We start from the raw sequence: 14,665 nt of genomic DNA, 5'->3' as shown, positions 1-14,665 counted from the left end.
TCACATTCAGCACCGTACGAAGCCCAGCGTTTAGCGGAAACTGTCCAGCGGCGCCTGATGCATCAAAATCAGAGAGTTGCAATCAAACCTGAGATGCGTCTCACCCCATCCGCTGGACTGCTCTTGAGCTTGCTGGCTTTGACGACTCCGGCAATTGCTCATCACGAGATCGGTTCTGACCACAGCAGAACGTTGCTTTCGATGGGGAAGGATCCCTCCCCAGCGAAACCTGGTACTGAGCCCATCAAAGCGATGTATGACACGAAGGCGGAAGCCGAGGAGGCCGCAACTTTGTTCAACTGCAAGGGGGCCCATCAGATGGGGGACAAATGGATGCCTTGCAATACTCATAACCACGGTTCCAGTGCAGGACACTGAATTGGAACTGACGTAAACCAGTTCATCGGTTCTAGTGGGATTCAGTCACTAGAGGTAACGGGGAAAGAATGGTGAAATTCCGTCGCTGTCCCGCAGCTGTGAACTGCTGAAAACTCTTCAGCAGAAGTCAGAACGCCCGCCGATTTTTGTTCAATCGACGAGGATCGACCATTGACGTCCAAACGAATCATCAGACTCTTTCGCGGTCTCGGAGTTTTTGCTGTAGGTGGGTTGTTACTCGCGACGGCTGGGCCCGCTTTTGCCCACCACCCCTTCGCGATGCCGGAAGGAGGTGAAATCAATGCGCTGCAGGGATTGCTCAGTGGAATTGGCCACCCCCTGCTCGGCCCTGACCATCTCCTCTTTCTGCTGGCAATTGGATTTATCGGACTTAGGCGCCCAATGGCTTGGGTGCTTCCCCTTTTGGCATTCGCCCTTGGAGGCGCGGTCTTGATGCAACTCTTTCCCCTTCCCACCAGTCTTGAGCCTGCTGGTGAGGCGCTCGTCTCACTGAGTTTGCTGGTTGAGGGTTTGATCGCTCTCAATTTCATTCCTGCAGGACTTTTACTGCCGGTGATTGGATTGCATGGGTATCTGCTAGGTGGGGCGATTGTTGGAGCTGAATCCACGCCTCTCCTCACTTACTTCTTAGGCCTTTTGATTGCCCAAGGCGCCTTGCTTCTAGCTGTCAGCCTTGGCTCGAAGCGATTGTTGAATGCTCTTGGCGACCAGGGCAAACGTGTTGCTGCAGGGATTTGGATCGGTGTTGGCGGAGCTTTCGCTTGGGCTGCACTGGTGGCTTAACCACTCTCAGAGTCATTCCATAACGATCTGCAGCAACGTCACCACCGGTGCTTCAGATCTCCTGAGAATGGTGACAATTGATATGAGGCACCATGCGTTTTTTGCTCTCCGTTGCTTTTGCTTTGGTGCTGGTCTTGAGCATGCCCCTGCGTGCAATGGCGTCTGACACGGTGAGGGGTGGTCAGATTTTCACTACCAATTGCGCCGCATGCCATGCCGGCGGTGGAAATATTGTGAAGAGTGAGAGGACTTTGCGGCAGGACGACCTTGAGGCCTTTCTCCCCAACTACATCACCGGTCATGAGACTGGAATTGTGGCTCAAGTGACCTATGGGCGTAATGCAATGCCTGCATTCTTGGATGTGCTGAGTGAAAATGAAATTGCGGATGTTGCGGCCTACGTGGAAGATCAAGCCAGCCATGGCTGGAGTTAGCTGCTCCAAGCGTTGATGACACGTTTCGCCACTGGCTGGGCCATTTTTCAAGGTCTGTTAATCGAAGCGCTTCCTTTCTTACTTCTGGGCGTTTCGATTGCTGGTTTGGCGAGATGGCTTGTCCCCCAGTCAACATGGATCAAGCGTTTGCCACGCCATCCCCTGCTTGCTCCAGTGGTTGGAGCCTTGCTCGGTTTCGCGTTGCCCGCCTGTGAATGTGGGAACGTTCCAGTTGCCAGACGTCTGCTTGCTAGCGGAGCACCGTTGGGCACCGGTTTTGGTTTTTTGTTCGCAGCGCCAGTTCTCAATCCAATTGTCTTAGCCAGTACTTGGGCTGCTTTCCCTGATCAGACCTGGTTGCTTTGGGGGAGACCCATGGGTGCTTTTCTGATTGCCATCGGGCTCAGTGCTCTTTTGGGGTTGCTGCCTGAATCCAGCTTGTTGGCGTCTGCCTTGCTCGAGGAGCGAAGACTGAGCCAACCCCTCTCGCGTGTGGGACTGCTTGAACGTCGAAGTGGGCTGGTTGGATTGAACATCAATGATTCTGAACCTCGGCTGGAAGCGGTTCCGCTTCGCCCTGCGGAGCTGCTGCAACACAGCACGCGTGAATTTTTGAGCCTGCTCACCTTGCTGGTGTTGGGTTGTGCTCTCGCTGCTGCGGTTCAAACTTGGTTGCCGCGCAGTTGGTTGTTGGCTTTGGGTTCAGGCCCAACCGTTTCGGTGCTAGCTCTCATGCTTCTGGCACTGGTGGTTTCGGTCTGTTCCAGCGTTGATGCATTTCTTGCCCTTGGCTTTGCCGCCCAGGTCACGCCTGGAGCCTTGTTGGCCTTTCTGCTTCTCGGTCCAGTGGTCGACCTCAAGCTTGCTGGCTTGTTCACTGTGCTTCTTTCAACGCGAGCCATTGCCATCACCGCAGTTGCAGCCTCGTTGCTCGTTTTATTGATCGGCCAGTGGGTCAATCTTGTGCTGTTGTAACGCGATGCCACGTCTGAACCGAATTCGACAAACGCGATATCTTCCCCCCCTTGTTTTGTTGCTTTGGGGATGGGTCTTGGTCTGGAGCACTGTGTCCGCTCGTTTGGATCTGCTTCTCAATGCGTTGTTCCACCCGGTGGTTGCGATTGCTGGATTTGTTCTGATGGTGCTCGGTGCTGTTCAGCTGCGCTTTGCTTCACGCTTGAAAACTCCGTTAGCGCCTCTGAGTTGGCTGATTTCGATCGCGGTGGCCTGTTTGGTTTTGTTGTTTCCCCCATCACCTTCCTTCAGTGATTTGGCAGCGAATCGCAGTGAAAATTTGCCTGAGGCGCCGCGATTGAGTTTTTTCCTTCCGCCAGAACAACGCACGTTGACGGAATGGGTGCGGTTGTTGCGCAGTCAACCCGACCCCAATTTGCATGCAGGAGATCCCGTGCGGATTAGTGGCTTTGTGCTTCAACGACGAGGGAGTCAACCCCAGCTCGCCCGCCTCACGGTGCGGTGCTGTCTGGCTGATGCAACTCCTGCTGGTCTTCCAATTGACTGGCCTGCAACCGCGGATCCGAAGCCGGATGAATGGCTGGCGATCGAGGGAACGATGACGACAAAGATGAGGGATGGACTGCTCATCAATGTGGTGAAGCCCAGCACAATTACAGCCATCCCCCGACCTGAGCGGCCTCTGGAACCATGAGCTCAACGGGGTTTGGCTCATCCACTGGCAAGGTTCGACTCTTGAGCATCGCTTTGATGGGCTTGGGTCTTGTCGCTTTGATCCAGCAGCAGATTTTGTTGCGTCGTCCCCCGCGTTTGCGATCCGTCGCGATTCAATCCATTCGTTCAGGCGCTGCAGCTCTTGATGTGCGCTTTAGTCGGGCGATGGACCGTAAGTCGGTGGCTGAAAACAGTCGCCTTCTGCCTCATCAGCCCCATCAGTGGTTTGGTCAGCAGGACCAGTTTCGTTTGCTCCTCGATCCTGGTGCCCTGATTCGTTCGCCCCAGAAGCTTGTTCTTGCCGGGCGTGATCAACGGGGCCTTGCACTGCCAAACCGTTCCATTTGGTGGGACCCTCGTTCTTATCTCTTGGCGGTGATGGTCGAGGAGGACGGAGAGCAGTTGAAATTGCGTCGTGAGGATGGCAGTTGGTTGCCGTTGTCGTCTGTCGAGCAGCGGATTCTTCAGATCGAGCCTCTTGGCAATGGAGAGGGCGTTGCTTTCGTGACTGATCACGATCCATCCAAGCTGGAGGTGTTGCTCCGCCAACTCAGGCCTCGGGCGATCAGCGATCAAGCGCAAGGTTTGGCAGATCCTCTTCCAGGTGCCATCCAATCATTGGCGTCTGGATCACTTTTGTTTGCACATTTAAGTAGTAATCAGCGCGGGGAATTACTTGTGCAAGTTGGCGGTATTGAAGTTGGTAGTGACCGAACCTGGATTCGTTCGGCTAATGCCAAGCGTCGTGATCTCGATCTGGAGGTTGCAGGCCCGATCCGTCTTCTTCCTGATGGAAGTGGCTTGGTTGTTCCTTCCTATGAAGGTCTTGACCTCCTGCCAATGAACCCTAAAAAAACAGGGAATTCTCCACAAAGCCTTCCTGGAAGTCGGGAACTTAAGTCGTTTTGTTCTGGCTCCGGTCGCGCGGTTTTGTTAAGGAATTGGCCTGATTATCGACGATCGATAGAGCTGGTGATTCCTGGACAGCCCCCACGCCAGGTTTGGTTGGGGGAGGAGGGGGTCATGGCAACGGCTTGCGATAACCGGGGCGAAAAAATTTGGATTGTTCTTCGTGATGCATCGCCCACTCTTCGCGATGAACTACTGCTTGTGAATAGCTCTGGATCAGTGCTTAAGCGCAGGTATTTCCCTGGATGGTATTTGGCTTCAGGAGCGGTACTTGATGTGGATCCCGCCACGAATCGTCTTCTCACAGTGATGACAGATGGGGATGGTGCCAAACGCCGAGCTGCCCTAATTGATGGCAGCAGTTTGGAGTTTGAGCTTCTTAAGCCTCAAGTTGTCTTGGCACGATGGTTACCGGCCGGTGGTGACTTGGATGAATTTCATCAGGTCCGTCGATAGGTTGAGCCAACTTGACGGTTCGATCTTGAAAGAGCCAGTCCTGAGAGCAGAGGGTGTCGATGTGCAGTACGGCGATCGCGTCGTGCTTGAAAACGTCTCACTGAAGCTGCATTCAGGCACATTGACAGCGCTTGTTGGCGCGAATGGAGCCGGTAAATCCACACTTCTGCATGTACTTCAGGGGCAACTGCATCCTTCAAGTGGCTCGGTTTACTGCGATGGGGATCCGATCGAGACATGTCGTGAACGGGTGGTGTTGATGCCTCAGCGCAGTCGGATTGATTGGTCGTTCCCCATCAGCGTGCGTGATCTTGTGGATCTTGGCTTGATGAATAGCCGCTCTTTTGGATGTTGCGATCGGGAGGCAGCATTGCAACGTGTTGGGATTGCTGATCTTGCGAACAGACGCCTTGATGCTCTTTCGGGTGGACAACAGCAACGTGCATTGCTGGCCCGTTCGCTTGTTCAACCCTCTCGCATGCTTCTTCTCGATGAACCCTGTGCGGCGATCGATCCTCCTTCCAGGGATCAGCTTTTACTGCTGATGCGGCAGTTGGCTGATACCGGGCATACCTTGCTGGTGAGCAGTCATGACTGGGGGGAGGCGCTTGATTCCTACGACCGCGTCATCGTGGTTGATCGGCGGGTTCTTGCGGATGGCCCTCCTGCTGAGGTGAGACGCGCTCTCAAAGGTTTGGTCAATCCGGGAAATCATCACTGTGGATGAGATCGTTTTTTGGTTGTTGCCTCTGTTGATGGCACTTTTGGTGGGGATTTTGTGTCCTGTCACAGGGACTCTCTTAGTCACCCAGCGCCGCGTTCTTCAGGCCAACCTCATTTCCCATGCCGTGCTTCCAGGATTGGCATTATCGGTGGCCTTTGGTTTTGACCCAGCAGTGGGGGGCGTGATCAGCGGCATTCTTGGTTCTCTATTGGCGGAACGATTGCAGCGAAGCTCGAAGCTGAATGAGGAAGCTGTCATCAATACCGTGCTCGCTGGTTTTCTTGGGCTCGGAGTCTTGCTCATCCCCTTGCTGAGTTTGCGCCTGGACCTCGAGGCCTTGCTGTTTGGTGACTTGCTCACGGTGGGTTGGCTCGACGTGGGTCGGGTGATGTTTGCTTGCCTTGCTGTTGCTTTGCTTCTTGGTACTCGCTATCGGCAGCTTGTCTATTTGGGCGTTGATCCAGAGGGTGCGGCGGCGGCGGGATTACCAGTGCGAGGTCTACGGCTTGCCCTATCTGCGGTAACGGCTGTGGTGATTGTTAGTGCAATGGCAGCAGTGGGAGTGATTTTGGTGATTGGTTTGCTGTGTGCTCCCGTTCTTCCAGGGCTTCGTCGGGTGAGAAGTCTTCGAGCGGCGATGGTCCAGGCAGCTGTGGTGGGTTTGGCCCTGAGTGGCGGAGGTTTCCTTTTGGCCTTGCCTCTTAATCTCCCGCCAGGACCGTTAATCGGCGTGGCGTGCGTTGTTTTGCTTTGCCCATTGGCCTGGAGAAAGACCTAGACAAATATTTGAGAATGATTATCATTCCGCTGAATTCATCCTTCTTAAGTGCCCCTGCCCGCGTCCTTACCGTTGGCAAGTCTCCTGCTTGCGGCTTCAAATGTGGCGACTCCAACCGTGGTGGCCGCCGATGGGATCCTTTGCGATCTCACGCGCACCTTGGTGGGGGACCAAGCAAAAGTGATCTGTTTGATCAAACCAGGGTCAGATCCCCACACCTTGGCGTTGCGTCCAGCTGATCGTCAAAATCTTGCGAAAGCTAAAATTGTGCTTTTGAACGGGTACAACCTCACGCCGGCGTTAAATAAAATCAGAACCCCTGGGAATGTTGTCAAAGTTGGAAATATTGCTGTCCCCAACAACTCTTTAAAAGATCCCCATATTTGGCATGATCCAGCCAATGTGATTGCCATGGCTAATACCGTGGCATCGAGTTTGAAACCGCTGTTTGATGTCAATGGTGAGACTCAGATTGATCAGCGTCGCGCGAAGGCCGATCGCGTTCTTGCCTCTCTTGGGGGATGGATTGGTCAACAGGTCGCAACTGTTCCAGAACAGCAGCGCGTCCTTGTGACCGGTCATCGAGCTTTTTCTTTCTTGGCTAACCGTTACGGCGTTCGTGAGCTTCCCGTTCTGGATGACTACACCACTGGTGGGACCTTGCGACCCTCCAGCTTGTCAGCGATTAGCAAGTCGATCAAAGCATCTGGAAGCAAGGCCATTTTCCCTGAGTCACTTCCTCCCTCTAAAACGATGCGACGGATTAGTCGTAGCAGCGGGGTTCCAATAGCAAAGCAATCTCTTTTTGCTGATGGTCAAGCCCCAGGGAAAAGTTTGGTGCAAACAGCTACGAGCAATGTTTGTATTTTTGTAGTGGCTCAAGGTGGTAGTTGTAATGAAGCCGCTGCTAGCAGATTGCAAAAGCAATGGTCCTCTATTAAATAATTAGCGTTCATTCTATTGCATCCTTATCTCATCAATTTCATGTTTTCATCATTCATTCGACCACTCGTTCGCATTGGTGCTTCGGCTGCATTTCTTGTCGTTTCTACTTCATCTTTTACAGCCGTAAGAGCTCATGGCGCTGCAGGTGGTGAATCATTAGAAGCTGGAGAATTTAAAGCTTCGCCCGTCCTGACCATCGAAGGTCATGCAGGACTAGAAGACAACCTAGAAGGTGAACCCAGGCATTACGCTATTGATCTTCAGTTTGGAGGTGTTTTTGAGTGGGGGCTCGAGAACGATGGTGCTTTTGCGATTGAAGCACTGATCGGACCTGCTGCTGTTTACGGGGAAGCGGAGCACTTTTATGGAAGGGTTGAAATTGAGGAAGAAGGTGAAGAGGAAGAAGAGGAAGAATCAGGTGCACCCTTTCGAAGGGTTGATGCAAAAGCTTATTTAGCAGCCAGATATCAGCCCAATGATCGTTTCTCTATATCGATTGATTGGAAGCCTTACTACGTCACTTCCAGTATCGCTGAAGATACTAAGGGGCTGAAGCATGAAGTTGGCGCCAAACTAGCTTATGCATTTGGAGATGGTGATCTAAATTTTGCACTGGGTGACGGGCTGGAATCAATTGCAGATGGCATCTTTATTTCAGCTGAAAATCGTAGTGGATGGGAAAGTGACGGAACCTATTTAGGTAATTACACTGATACATGGCTTGGTTTTGGCTTCAACATTGATTTGTTAAATGTGACTCTCACGGGAGGACCACGTTTTTACACTCCAGGAGACTATTCAGGTCTATCGCAACGAACTGACTGGGGTGGAGAAATTGCTCTTGAATATCCGATTAATGACCAAGTCGTCTTATTTGCTCATTGGGAGCCTATCTACAGCACCGATGAGCGCAAAGCAGGTGGTTGGGGAATAGGTTGGCAGCATCATATTGGTACGGGTGTTAGCTTTAGCTTCTAATTTTAATTCCTCTGCAATGACTAGATCTTCAGATACGTTTGATTACGATCATGACTCTCGTCATCTAGCTATTAGCCGTCTCAGCCGCAAGAGGGCCTATCGCCATCAGGTGATCAATTACCTCTGGGTCAATGGTCTTTTGATTGTGGTGTGGTCTTTAACTGGATTTGGATTTTTCTGGCCGATCTACCCTCTCTTCGGCTGGGGGATCGCACTCTTGATTCAAGGCTGGAAAATCACTCATCCCCATCGTCACTCGTTTAGTGAAGCGGAGATCAATCGAGAGATCGAGAGACTCTGAAACGAAGATGTCTTAAGTGTGTGTCTCTTAGATCCGCACTTTTCCCACTTCTGCTTTGATGGGTTCTCTTCCAGTTCCTACAAGAATGGGTAGACGCGTGAAGATTTCAACTCGGATCCCCATTCTTGCAACCATGATGAGGGCACGACTCACAAAATACATGGAAAGGACGATTGCTATAGGCCATCTCCAGCTTTCCAGAAAGTGAAAAAAATCGCTCATCAGCTGATGGCACCGCATCTTCTTTGAATTGATAGCAACCTTTGAAGGGGATGAGAGGCTGATTCAGACTTTTTCGTTTGGGCTTTGCAAGCAACTATCTCTTTTCAAGGGGTTTAAGCAACGACCACAATGCTGGCTAATGTTCTTGATGCTGCGAAATCGATTGGGATTTAAAGCATTTCAGGTTTGAGTCGGCTTGGTCGGTAGCCAATCAGAAATTTTTGGACAGTCCCGCTCGTTCGCTTCACGGCTGTGATCAGGTCTTCACCTGTGTTCCAAACCCAGAGCTGATCCTCATAGTCAGCTTCTTGAATCGATGTGCTGATGGGCTTGCCGTGCCGAGCCCTTAAACCAGCAAGAACTTCTGTCATGTCATCCATGCTGAATTCGTAGGCCAGTGATTCAAGTCCTCCCTGATCGTTCATATCCAATGTGAGCTGAGGAACAGGTAATTGATCGAGATGGACGTTGCGTGCGATCAAACGTTGATGGTTGAGGTCTTCCTGTCTGATGGCCGCCCCATCGAGGTGGTCGTTGATCTCTGATTGGGGCATCCCCCAAGCCAAGCCTTCAACGCAAGCGATCGCTGTGGACGGAACAAAAACGAAGCAGGCCACCAGTGCGAAGGCGAAAAGTGCGGAGTGCACAGTTCGAAACATGGCTTAGTCGATCAAGGATCAACAGTCAGTTTGTTCGATTTTGGCTCTGACTTTACAAAACAAAAATAAAGCTCTATCTCAGCGGGCATGGAATGGTCTCATTTGAAGGAGAATTATGTGTCATTAATTTGAGTCATGCGTCACATCATTTCAGTCGCTTTGGTTGCCCTCATTGGGTTCATGATGCCTTCCTTTGCCTTTGCTGCAGATGTTGCCCATGGAGAGCAGGTGTTTTCAGCCAATTGCGCTGCATGCCATATGGGTGGAGGGAATGTGGTGAATGGCCAGCGCACTTTGAAGCAGGATGACCTGAAGGCCTACTTGACTGATTACAACGATGGTCATGAGTCGGCCATCGTTTACCAAGTCACCAACGGTAAAAACGGTATGCCCGCCTTTGGCTCCAAACTTGGAAGCGACGATATCAGTGATGTTGCCGCTTATGTTGAATCTCAATCGGTGAAAGGCTGGTCTTGATAGCAGGTCTGGTTTTTTCTTAAAAGCCTATCGTTGTTTTTTTCTATCCTCTGCTCTTCAAGGAGTAGAGGATTTTTTTTAACGTCAACTGTGGGTTTCAGCTCCTCTTCCTCCTGTTGGAGGCATCATTTGATTCGCTTTGTTCGATTTTTGATGAGTGAAACAAGCCTATGGAGTTAATCTCTTGCGCTTTAGCCGTAATCACATACGAACTCGCTCTCTATTTCTGTTTGTGATTTAGGTTCTGCCCTATGCCACTGCATCTTTCTAGTGGATTCTCTAGGGTTAGTGCTTTCAATCTTGGTAAAGTACCAATATCGTACTAGGATTTTTTCGTCATCGCATTTTACAAGAATAATTGTATTGTCTTTGTTCTGATACGAGAACTCTTTGTTGCCCAATTTTCTGATGTTTTTGATAGAGATCTCTTCGAACTCTTCTGACAGTCCAATCTGAATCCAATCTTGACTTTTTTTGTTGTCTGCAGATGCAGGATTCAATAGTGTTATTCCCGTTAGCAGCGTAATTAAAAAAGCCTGCTTTTTACGGATGAGTGCCTGCATTCCGTTATCTGTGCTCGGCAAATTCTACACACGGTTAAATCCATACTAGTGGCCATGGCTGGTTGGCATTGAATGCGATCCATTGATGGTGCGTTCCTTCCTGGAACCGTTTCTTTTGCTGATTACTGCTCAATGCACGCACGTTCTCCCTCATCTGTTCGGCGGACACGGCTTTGCTTGCAATCCTTGAGATCCTTTGGTCTCACTGGATTTTATGCCGTAGATGATCCACCGAGATATCTCTTTCACGAAGGAATAATAAGAACTCGTCACAGACTTTTATTCGTCGTATTGTCATGTGAGCTTTCAGGGTAAAAGTTATGGCTGAAATTCAAAGGCGTATTCGTTTCAATACCATAAGCATGAGCGTGCTGATGATCACCATTGCTGTAGGCGTGATGACTGCGATGTGGATGTATGCAGATTCACTTGTTTGATTTTTAAAATTATTAGAGATGGCATCTGATTGTCAATCGACTTGTTCTTTCTAAGTTGTTTTTATCGACAAATGCTTGTGTTTTGATTTTGTGGTTAAGGCATGCTCCCCTTTTGGGATTGCCGATATGATTTCCTGATTCTGAGCTGTTTAGAAAGTATTGATGGCTCGGATGACCGTTCTCTCTTGATTGATTGATTGATTGATTGATTGATTCGTACTGGATACCTAATTGTTCTGAGCGAGGTGCATTGATTTTGAGGCCTCCTTTCTGTTGTAAATTGATCGCTTATATTTTTTGTATTTGTTCCTTTGTTGCCATTGAGCGATCTGAGCCTCGTTGCTTTGCTCAGTTGTCGTTTTTAACTGTTAATTTGTACCCATGACCATTTCAGAAGACCGAGTGAAACGATTGGTGGAGGAGTTGGCTGATCCTCTGGCGGTGATTGCTGCTGACGTGAAAAAGCGCCTGGTCTGGGACTTCAACCTTCCAGTAGCTGTCATTGATGCTCGACAAGAGCCACCTGTGTTAACTCAATCATCTGTTGGAAGTTTGGGTAATGTTTTGCGTGTCTCCACCAAGATTGATCACCCTTTGATGCGTCAGTTATTTGATCTATATCCTGACCGTGGTTCTGATGCCGCTATCGATCAAATGCTAAATGGCCAGAATGGAAAAGAGTTTTCAGTTGTGTTTGATGACTATCAAGAAGAAAAACAAGCGGGAACCTTGATGTGGGGTGCTGATGATTTGGCAAGTTTTGTTGTCAAATCTCGGACCTGTTTTGAGGATGACGAATTGGCGATTGCAGCAGTTTTTCCTGTAGATACGGGGGACAACGGTCATGCATTGGCCACCTTTGGTATTCCATGGAGATATTTCACTGTCCTCTGATTTCTTAATCTATCAAAACTTGACTGAATGTTTCTTTGTGCTTTCTATCAAATCTCTAGGTTATTAAATAAATTGTTGCCTGCCTTTGCAGATTGAACTGATTTAGTTTTCAACTCCTGATTTTGTTTTTGTGAATTACATTAGTTTGATTGAGCGATGATTATCATCAACAATGTTCCCAGTCCAAGTGTCCACCAAATCCATTGGCGGTTGGCTGTGCGGAATGACTGTTGATTGGCTCTATAGATTTGTCCTTGACCCACTGAAGCACCACAACTAGTGCAAACGATGCGTCCACCAAGGGAGCGATCAGCCCGAAGGGAGGTTGATCCACAGCGCGGGCAGCATCGGTTGGGCATTGACTGTTCTCTCCTGGGGATATTAACCCTGCAGTGTGCGTCTTGTGTGGTTGGATTATACTATTTAATCGTTGGTTCGCCGACTATCTGATCGCTGCTGGATCATGTTCTTGTTGATTTAATTCTGGCTTTTTGCTGATTTAACGAGTCTGTTGATCTTAGATTTGTGATTCAGATTCAGCTTTCCTTTTCCCTTGGTTGACTGGCTTTCTTTTGTTAGGCCTTATTCCCCTGCTTCGGTTACAAATGCTTTTCAAGATCCCAACGGTGTCATAGCCTCTTTTGTGTGACAAGCTCAGCCATGAATTTCACAGCAAAAATTGATGCCTTGCAGCTGATGCTGACGGATCTACGAACGCGAAACGAGCCGATTCGCCACAAAGCTGCATTTCGTGGTTGCCAGCCCGAATTTCAGGCGCTTGTCACGAAGTTGATTCATCAATTAGAAACTGAGTTGCTCCATGAAAAGCAGCAGTTTAGAGAGAAGTGACGATCGAACTTAAGTGAAATGATTAGGCCAAGGGGCCTCGATCTTGCTCAGGCACTCAACTCTTGATCGTTAACACTGGTCGTTGACTTGACATCTAGATTTGATGATTGATCACTTATTTTAGTGAGAGCAATTCGCCTGAACGTTGCAGCTTTTCCAGGCTATCGAAACCACCCACCGTGGCTCCATCAATAAACACTTGTGGGAAGGTATTCATCCCACTTCGTTGCTGACACTGTTGAAAGGTGAGGTCATTATCTACAGTAATGACTTTGTGTGGAATCTTGTAGGCCTCTAAGAGTCGCAGCCCACTGTCGCACCATGGACATCCTGGCAGCACTGCGATCTCTAGCCGTGTTTTGGCTCGTTGTCCTGCTTCTTGACCCTGTTTGAGAACCCCCAGTAGAAGATCTGCGCCTTTCATTATCAGTGAGCCTGGTTCGAGATGGCCTCCCCAAACCTGACATGCACCATCAGAAAGACTTAAGTGGAGATGAACTCCATCTGCATCAAAGGTTCCATTTAAGGTGATGATTTCAAGTTCACCTTCTAGAACTGTTGGCTTATCTCGTCCAGGGCATTGAAAGGATGCCTTTGATAGATTTCCAACAACTCCTAATAAAAATCCGCTGATCCTCTTCTCTTGGGCTACCTCAGCAACGGATCGCAGTAGGTCTTGGCCTGGCTCAAGATGAAGCGTCAGCGTATCCATTCGTCGAGTTGGCCTTCCCTTTTTGCACTAAGAAGACTAACCCGAACCTGATCCATTGCTACGATACGCGTGCGTACCTTAGGCGTAACGTCAACGTGTCGTTTTTAGAAAGTCTTCTGCATGAGTTGCAGGATCAGCTGGCTCCTGTGGACTCTTCAATCAGTGCAGGCCAAGTGGCCGAGTCGGCCACGTCTGAGCGTCTCAACGTGACTCTTCCTGCTGGCATTATGAGCCGGCTCAAACAACAAGCCCTTAAGGAAGGGAGGAGCTGTAGCAGTTTGGCAACATTTCTGATAGAGGATGGTTTAAGGCGTCACACTGTTATTCGGTAAAAGAGTGCTCAATCTAATAAATTGCTTTCAATTCTTTGTGTTTCACCGTTGCGTTCCATGCCTAACAACTCAATATTGAGTGGGTTTCTTAATGGGCTGCCCATCGGCAGTACGAAGCCATAGGTCTGAATAGCCAATGGAAAGTTTGCTAGTTTTAATTTGCTTAGTTCGTTTTCTTTGAGGTAGTGGCGTAGAGGTGCTGCGTCAAAAATAACCCCCTCGACTTTTCCTTGCTTTAGAATATTGATTCCTTCGTTTAAATTCTTTGTTAAGACCGGATTGATATCGTATAATTTCCCCCATCTAAGGCTTGTAGTCCCTTCTACAACGGCGATTTTTTTTCCTCTTAAATCTGCTTTGTTTCGAATTGCTGAAGGAGCCAGTTCTGCGAGAGACAAGGTAAATGCTGAAGCCAGTCCTGCTGTGATTGATGAGGCTGCCATAAGTGACATCACCATCCAAATTCCTGCAATAGTGCGACCAGTTCTTGAAAGTGGCGCTCGATCTCCGTATCCGACTGTGGTCAGTGTGACCAGCCCAAACCACATTCCGTTCCCAACGCCATGTAGATATTGGCGTGGAAATTGTTCCGTGTTTTTGCGTCGCTCAGCCAGCCAAATCAGATTTCCAAAAATAAATAGAAGCGAAACAAGGATGCCGACTGATGACAACGCAGCCCAGCCAATAAATGGACGTAAACGTGTGATGATTCCAGGGGGTTTCTGAGGGATCAGTAAGCCCTCGTAGCCATGAAAATACGGTTGCGTAAAATCAATTTTTGGATTCGCTAATCGGTTTGGAGTAATGCTGATTGGACCGATCGCGAGATCAACACTGCCATCAGCAACAGCTTTTACATTCGCATTGGTGTTTGGCTGAATAACAAATTTGTAGGGTTGATCGAGACGCTTTGCAACGTCCTTCCAAATTTCAATACTGATCCCGCTCAGTTTGCCATCCTCATCCATGACAAATGGAGGAGATCCACTCACTCCCACCCGCAACTCTTTAGCGACTGTCTGAATGGGGAGTGAAATCAGGACGATTCCTGTGAGCAAAAGCGTACGTAACAAGACAACCTCGGCCTGATCAGCCCCTTTCGAGGCGACGAATAATGAATCCCA

At 49.3% G+C, this 14,665-nt stretch carries 20 protein-coding genes and 1 riboswitch; of the genes, 15 read left to right on the top strand and 5 right to left on the bottom strand.

Features of this window, described 5'->3' with window-relative positions; translation table 11 throughout:
- The first annotated feature begins 93 nt into the window (after positions 1 to 93).
- The 11 genes from SIC18_RS11155 to SIC18_RS11105 all read left to right on the top strand — a co-directional run bounded on the left by SIC18_RS11155 (position 94) and on the right by SIC18_RS11105 (position 8,396).
- Positions 94 to 378 (top strand): DUF3721 domain-containing protein, encoded by a 285-nt coding sequence (locus tag SIC18_RS11155; RefSeq protein ID WP_413429659.1) that lies wholly within the window; start codon positions 94 to 96, stop codon positions 376 to 378.
- A 9-nt stretch (positions 379 to 387) separates the two neighbouring features.
- Positions 388 to 537, top strand: a riboswitch (cobalamin riboswitch).
- A 12-nt stretch (positions 538 to 549) separates the two neighbouring features.
- Positions 550 to 1,182 (top strand): HupE/UreJ family protein, encoded by a 633-nt coding sequence (locus tag SIC18_RS11150; RefSeq protein WP_413429658.1) that lies wholly within the window; start codon positions 550 to 552, stop codon positions 1,180 to 1,182.
- A gap of 92 nt (positions 1,183 to 1,274) precedes the next feature.
- Positions 1,275 to 1,616: a c-type cytochrome gene (locus SIC18_RS11145; protein ID WP_048346741.1), complete on the top strand. Its 342-nt coding sequence runs from the start codon at positions 1,275 to 1,277 to the stop codon at positions 1,614 to 1,616.
- A 15-nt stretch (positions 1,617 to 1,631) separates the two neighbouring features.
- Complete coding sequence (locus SIC18_RS11140; RefSeq protein ID WP_413429656.1) at positions 1,632 to 2,591, top strand: permease; 960 nt, start codon at positions 1,632 to 1,634, stop codon at positions 2,589 to 2,591.
- Positions 2,592 to 2,595: 4 nt separating this feature from the next.
- Entirely contained in the window at positions 2,596 to 3,285 is a 690-nt protein-coding gene (locus tag SIC18_RS11135; RefSeq protein WP_413429655.1) for a TIGR03943 family putative permease subunit, read from the top strand.
- Positions 3,282 to 4,670 (top strand): hypothetical protein, encoded by a 1,389-nt coding sequence (locus SIC18_RS11130; RefSeq protein ID WP_413429654.1) that lies wholly within the window; start codon positions 3,282 to 3,284, stop codon positions 4,668 to 4,670. The genes SIC18_RS11135 and SIC18_RS11130 overlap by 4 nt, the downstream gene beginning before the upstream one ends.
- Positions 4,645 to 5,397, top strand: a complete 753-nt coding sequence (locus SIC18_RS11125; RefSeq protein ID WP_048348212.1) for a metal ABC transporter ATP-binding protein — start codon at positions 4,645 to 4,647, stop codon at positions 5,395 to 5,397. Before SIC18_RS11130 ends, SIC18_RS11125 begins: the two co-directional genes overlap by 26 nt.
- Positions 5,390 to 6,172: a metal ABC transporter permease gene (locus SIC18_RS11120; protein WP_048346738.1), complete on the top strand. Its 783-nt coding sequence runs from the start codon at positions 5,390 to 5,392 to the stop codon at positions 6,170 to 6,172. The genes SIC18_RS11125 and SIC18_RS11120 overlap by 8 nt, the downstream gene beginning before the upstream one ends.
- Before the next feature lie 48 nt (positions 6,173 to 6,220).
- Positions 6,221 to 7,117, top strand: a complete 897-nt coding sequence (locus SIC18_RS11115; protein ID WP_413429653.1) for a metal ABC transporter substrate-binding protein — start codon at positions 6,221 to 6,223, stop codon at positions 7,115 to 7,117.
- 39 nt (positions 7,118 to 7,156) lie between these two features.
- Positions 7,157 to 8,095 (top strand): hypothetical protein, encoded by a 939-nt coding sequence (locus SIC18_RS11110; protein WP_048348211.1) that lies wholly within the window; start codon positions 7,157 to 7,159, stop codon positions 8,093 to 8,095.
- Positions 8,096 to 8,111: 16 nt separating this feature from the next.
- Positions 8,112 to 8,396 (top strand): 2TM domain-containing protein, encoded by a 285-nt coding sequence (locus SIC18_RS11105; protein WP_048346736.1) that lies wholly within the window; start codon positions 8,112 to 8,114, stop codon positions 8,394 to 8,396.
- Positions 8,397 to 8,788: 392 nt separating this feature from the next.
- Here the strand turns inward: SIC18_RS11105 and SIC18_RS11100 are convergent, their stop codons facing one another.
- Positions 8,789 to 9,277, bottom strand: coding sequence for a hypothetical protein (locus SIC18_RS11100; RefSeq protein WP_048346734.1), 489 nt, complete (start codon positions 9,275 to 9,277; stop codon positions 8,789 to 8,791).
- Positions 9,278 to 9,412: 135 nt separating this feature from the next.
- On the opposite strand from SIC18_RS11100, the gene SIC18_RS11095 reads away from it, so the two are divergent.
- Positions 9,413 to 9,754: a c-type cytochrome gene (locus SIC18_RS11095; RefSeq protein ID WP_048346733.1), complete on the top strand. Its 342-nt coding sequence runs from the start codon at positions 9,413 to 9,415 to the stop codon at positions 9,752 to 9,754.
- 191 nt (positions 9,755 to 9,945) lie between these two features.
- Here the strand turns inward: SIC18_RS11095 and SIC18_RS11090 are convergent, their stop codons facing one another.
- Positions 9,946 to 10,317, bottom strand: a complete 372-nt coding sequence (locus SIC18_RS11090) for a hypothetical protein (protein WP_048346732.1) — start codon at positions 10,315 to 10,317, stop codon at positions 9,946 to 9,948.
- A gap of 818 nt (positions 10,318 to 11,135) precedes the next feature.
- On the opposite strand from SIC18_RS11090, the gene SIC18_RS11085 reads away from it, so the two are divergent.
- Complete coding sequence (locus tag SIC18_RS11085) at positions 11,136 to 11,648, top strand: hypothetical protein (protein ID WP_048346731.1); 513 nt, start codon at positions 11,136 to 11,138, stop codon at positions 11,646 to 11,648.
- 166 nt (positions 11,649 to 11,814) lie between these two features.
- Here the strand turns inward: SIC18_RS11085 and SIC18_RS11080 are convergent, their stop codons facing one another.
- Positions 11,815 to 11,982 carry a hypothetical protein gene (locus SIC18_RS11080; RefSeq protein ID WP_245407332.1) on the bottom strand — a complete coding sequence of 56 codons (168 nt, stop codon included), beginning with the start codon at positions 11,980 to 11,982 and terminating at the stop codon, positions 11,815 to 11,817.
- 326 nt (positions 11,983 to 12,308) lie between these two features.
- On the opposite strand from SIC18_RS11080, the gene SIC18_RS11075 reads away from it, so the two are divergent.
- Positions 12,309 to 12,497, top strand: coding sequence for a hypothetical protein (locus SIC18_RS11075; RefSeq protein ID WP_041427037.1), 189 nt, complete (start codon positions 12,309 to 12,311; stop codon positions 12,495 to 12,497).
- Positions 12,498 to 12,612: 115 nt separating this feature from the next.
- Here SIC18_RS11075 and SIC18_RS11070 read toward each other — a convergent pair whose 3' ends face one another.
- A complete protein-coding gene (locus SIC18_RS11070) occupies positions 12,613 to 13,209 on the bottom strand; it encodes a PCC domain-containing protein (RefSeq protein WP_413429650.1) in 597 nt (198 codons plus the stop codon).
- 227 nt (positions 13,210 to 13,436) lie between these two features.
- Here SIC18_RS11070 and SIC18_RS11065 point away from each other — a divergent pair, with 227 nt between their 5' ends.
- Complete coding sequence (locus SIC18_RS11065) at positions 13,437 to 13,541, top strand: ribbon-helix-helix domain-containing protein (RefSeq protein WP_413430540.1); 105 nt, start codon at positions 13,437 to 13,439, stop codon at positions 13,539 to 13,541.
- Between the two features lie 8 nt (positions 13,542 to 13,549).
- On the opposite strand, the gene SIC18_RS11060 is transcribed toward SIC18_RS11065, so the two are convergent.
- Positions 13,550 to 14,509: a transporter substrate-binding domain-containing protein gene (locus tag SIC18_RS11060; RefSeq protein ID WP_413429649.1), complete on the bottom strand. Its 960-nt coding sequence runs from the start codon at positions 14,507 to 14,509 to the stop codon at positions 13,550 to 13,552.
- Positions 14,510 to 14,665: the final 156 nt, after the last annotated feature.

Source organism: Synechococcus sp. Cu2B8-bc1011 (genome assembly GCF_047302735.1).
Lineage (GTDB): Bacteria > Cyanobacteriota > Cyanobacteriia > PCC-6307 > Cyanobiaceae > Synechococcus_C.
The sequence above is the reverse complement of the archived record's forward strand: the minus strand, read 5'-3'. Positions and strand labels throughout refer to the sequence as shown.

What these genes read in the sequence shown, in the direction of transcription:
- SIC18_RS11155 (WP_413429659.1), top strand. Translation starts at nt 94, where the DNA reads ATGCGTCTCACCCCATCCGCTGGACTGCTCTTGAGCTTGCTGGCTTTG.
- SIC18_RS11145 (WP_048346741.1), top strand. Translation starts at nt 1,275, where the DNA reads ATGCGTTTTTTGCTCTCCGTTGCTTTTGCTTTGGTGCTGGTCTTGAGC.
- SIC18_RS11140 (WP_413429656.1), top strand. Translation starts at nt 1,632, where the DNA reads ATGACACGTTTCGCCACTGGCTGGGCCATTTTTCAAGGTCTGTTAATC.
- SIC18_RS11135 (WP_413429655.1), top strand. Translation starts at nt 2,596, where the DNA reads ATGCCACGTCTGAACCGAATTCGACAAACGCGATATCTTCCCCCCCTT.
- SIC18_RS11130 (WP_413429654.1), top strand. Translation starts at nt 3,282, where the DNA reads ATGAGCTCAACGGGGTTTGGCTCATCCACTGGCAAGGTTCGACTCTTG.
- SIC18_RS11125 (WP_048348212.1), top strand. Translation starts at nt 4,645, where the DNA reads ATGAATTTCATCAGGTCCGTCGATAGGTTGAGCCAACTTGACGGTTCG.
- SIC18_RS11110 (WP_048348211.1), top strand. Translation starts at nt 7,157, where the DNA reads ATGTTTTCATCATTCATTCGACCACTCGTTCGCATTGGTGCTTCGGCT.
- SIC18_RS11105 (WP_048346736.1), top strand. Translation starts at nt 8,112, where the DNA reads ATGACTAGATCTTCAGATACGTTTGATTACGATCATGACTCTCGTCAT.
- SIC18_RS11100 (WP_048346734.1), bottom strand. Translation starts at nt 9,277, where the DNA reads ATGTTTCGAACTGTGCACTCCGCACTTTTCGCCTTCGCACTGGTGGCC.
- SIC18_RS11095 (WP_048346733.1), top strand. Translation starts at nt 9,413, where the DNA reads ATGCGTCACATCATTTCAGTCGCTTTGGTTGCCCTCATTGGGTTCATG.
- SIC18_RS11090 (WP_048346732.1), bottom strand. Translation starts at nt 10,317, where the DNA reads ATGCAGGCACTCATCCGTAAAAAGCAGGCTTTTTTAATTACGCTGCTA.
- SIC18_RS11085 (WP_048346731.1), top strand. Translation starts at nt 11,136, where the DNA reads ATGACCATTTCAGAAGACCGAGTGAAACGATTGGTGGAGGAGTTGGCT.
- SIC18_RS11075 (WP_041427037.1), top strand. Translation starts at nt 12,309, where the DNA reads ATGAATTTCACAGCAAAAATTGATGCCTTGCAGCTGATGCTGACGGAT.
- SIC18_RS11070 (WP_413429650.1), bottom strand. Translation starts at nt 13,209, where the DNA reads ATGGATACGCTGACGCTTCATCTTGAGCCAGGCCAAGACCTACTGCGA.
- SIC18_RS11065 (WP_413430540.1), top strand. Translation starts at nt 13,437, where the DNA reads ATGAGCCGGCTCAAACAACAAGCCCTTAAGGAAGGGAGGAGCTGTAGC.
- SIC18_RS11060 (WP_413429649.1), bottom strand. Translation starts at nt 14,509, where the DNA reads ATGGATGAGGATGGCAAACTGAGCGGGATCAGTATTGAAATTTGGAAG.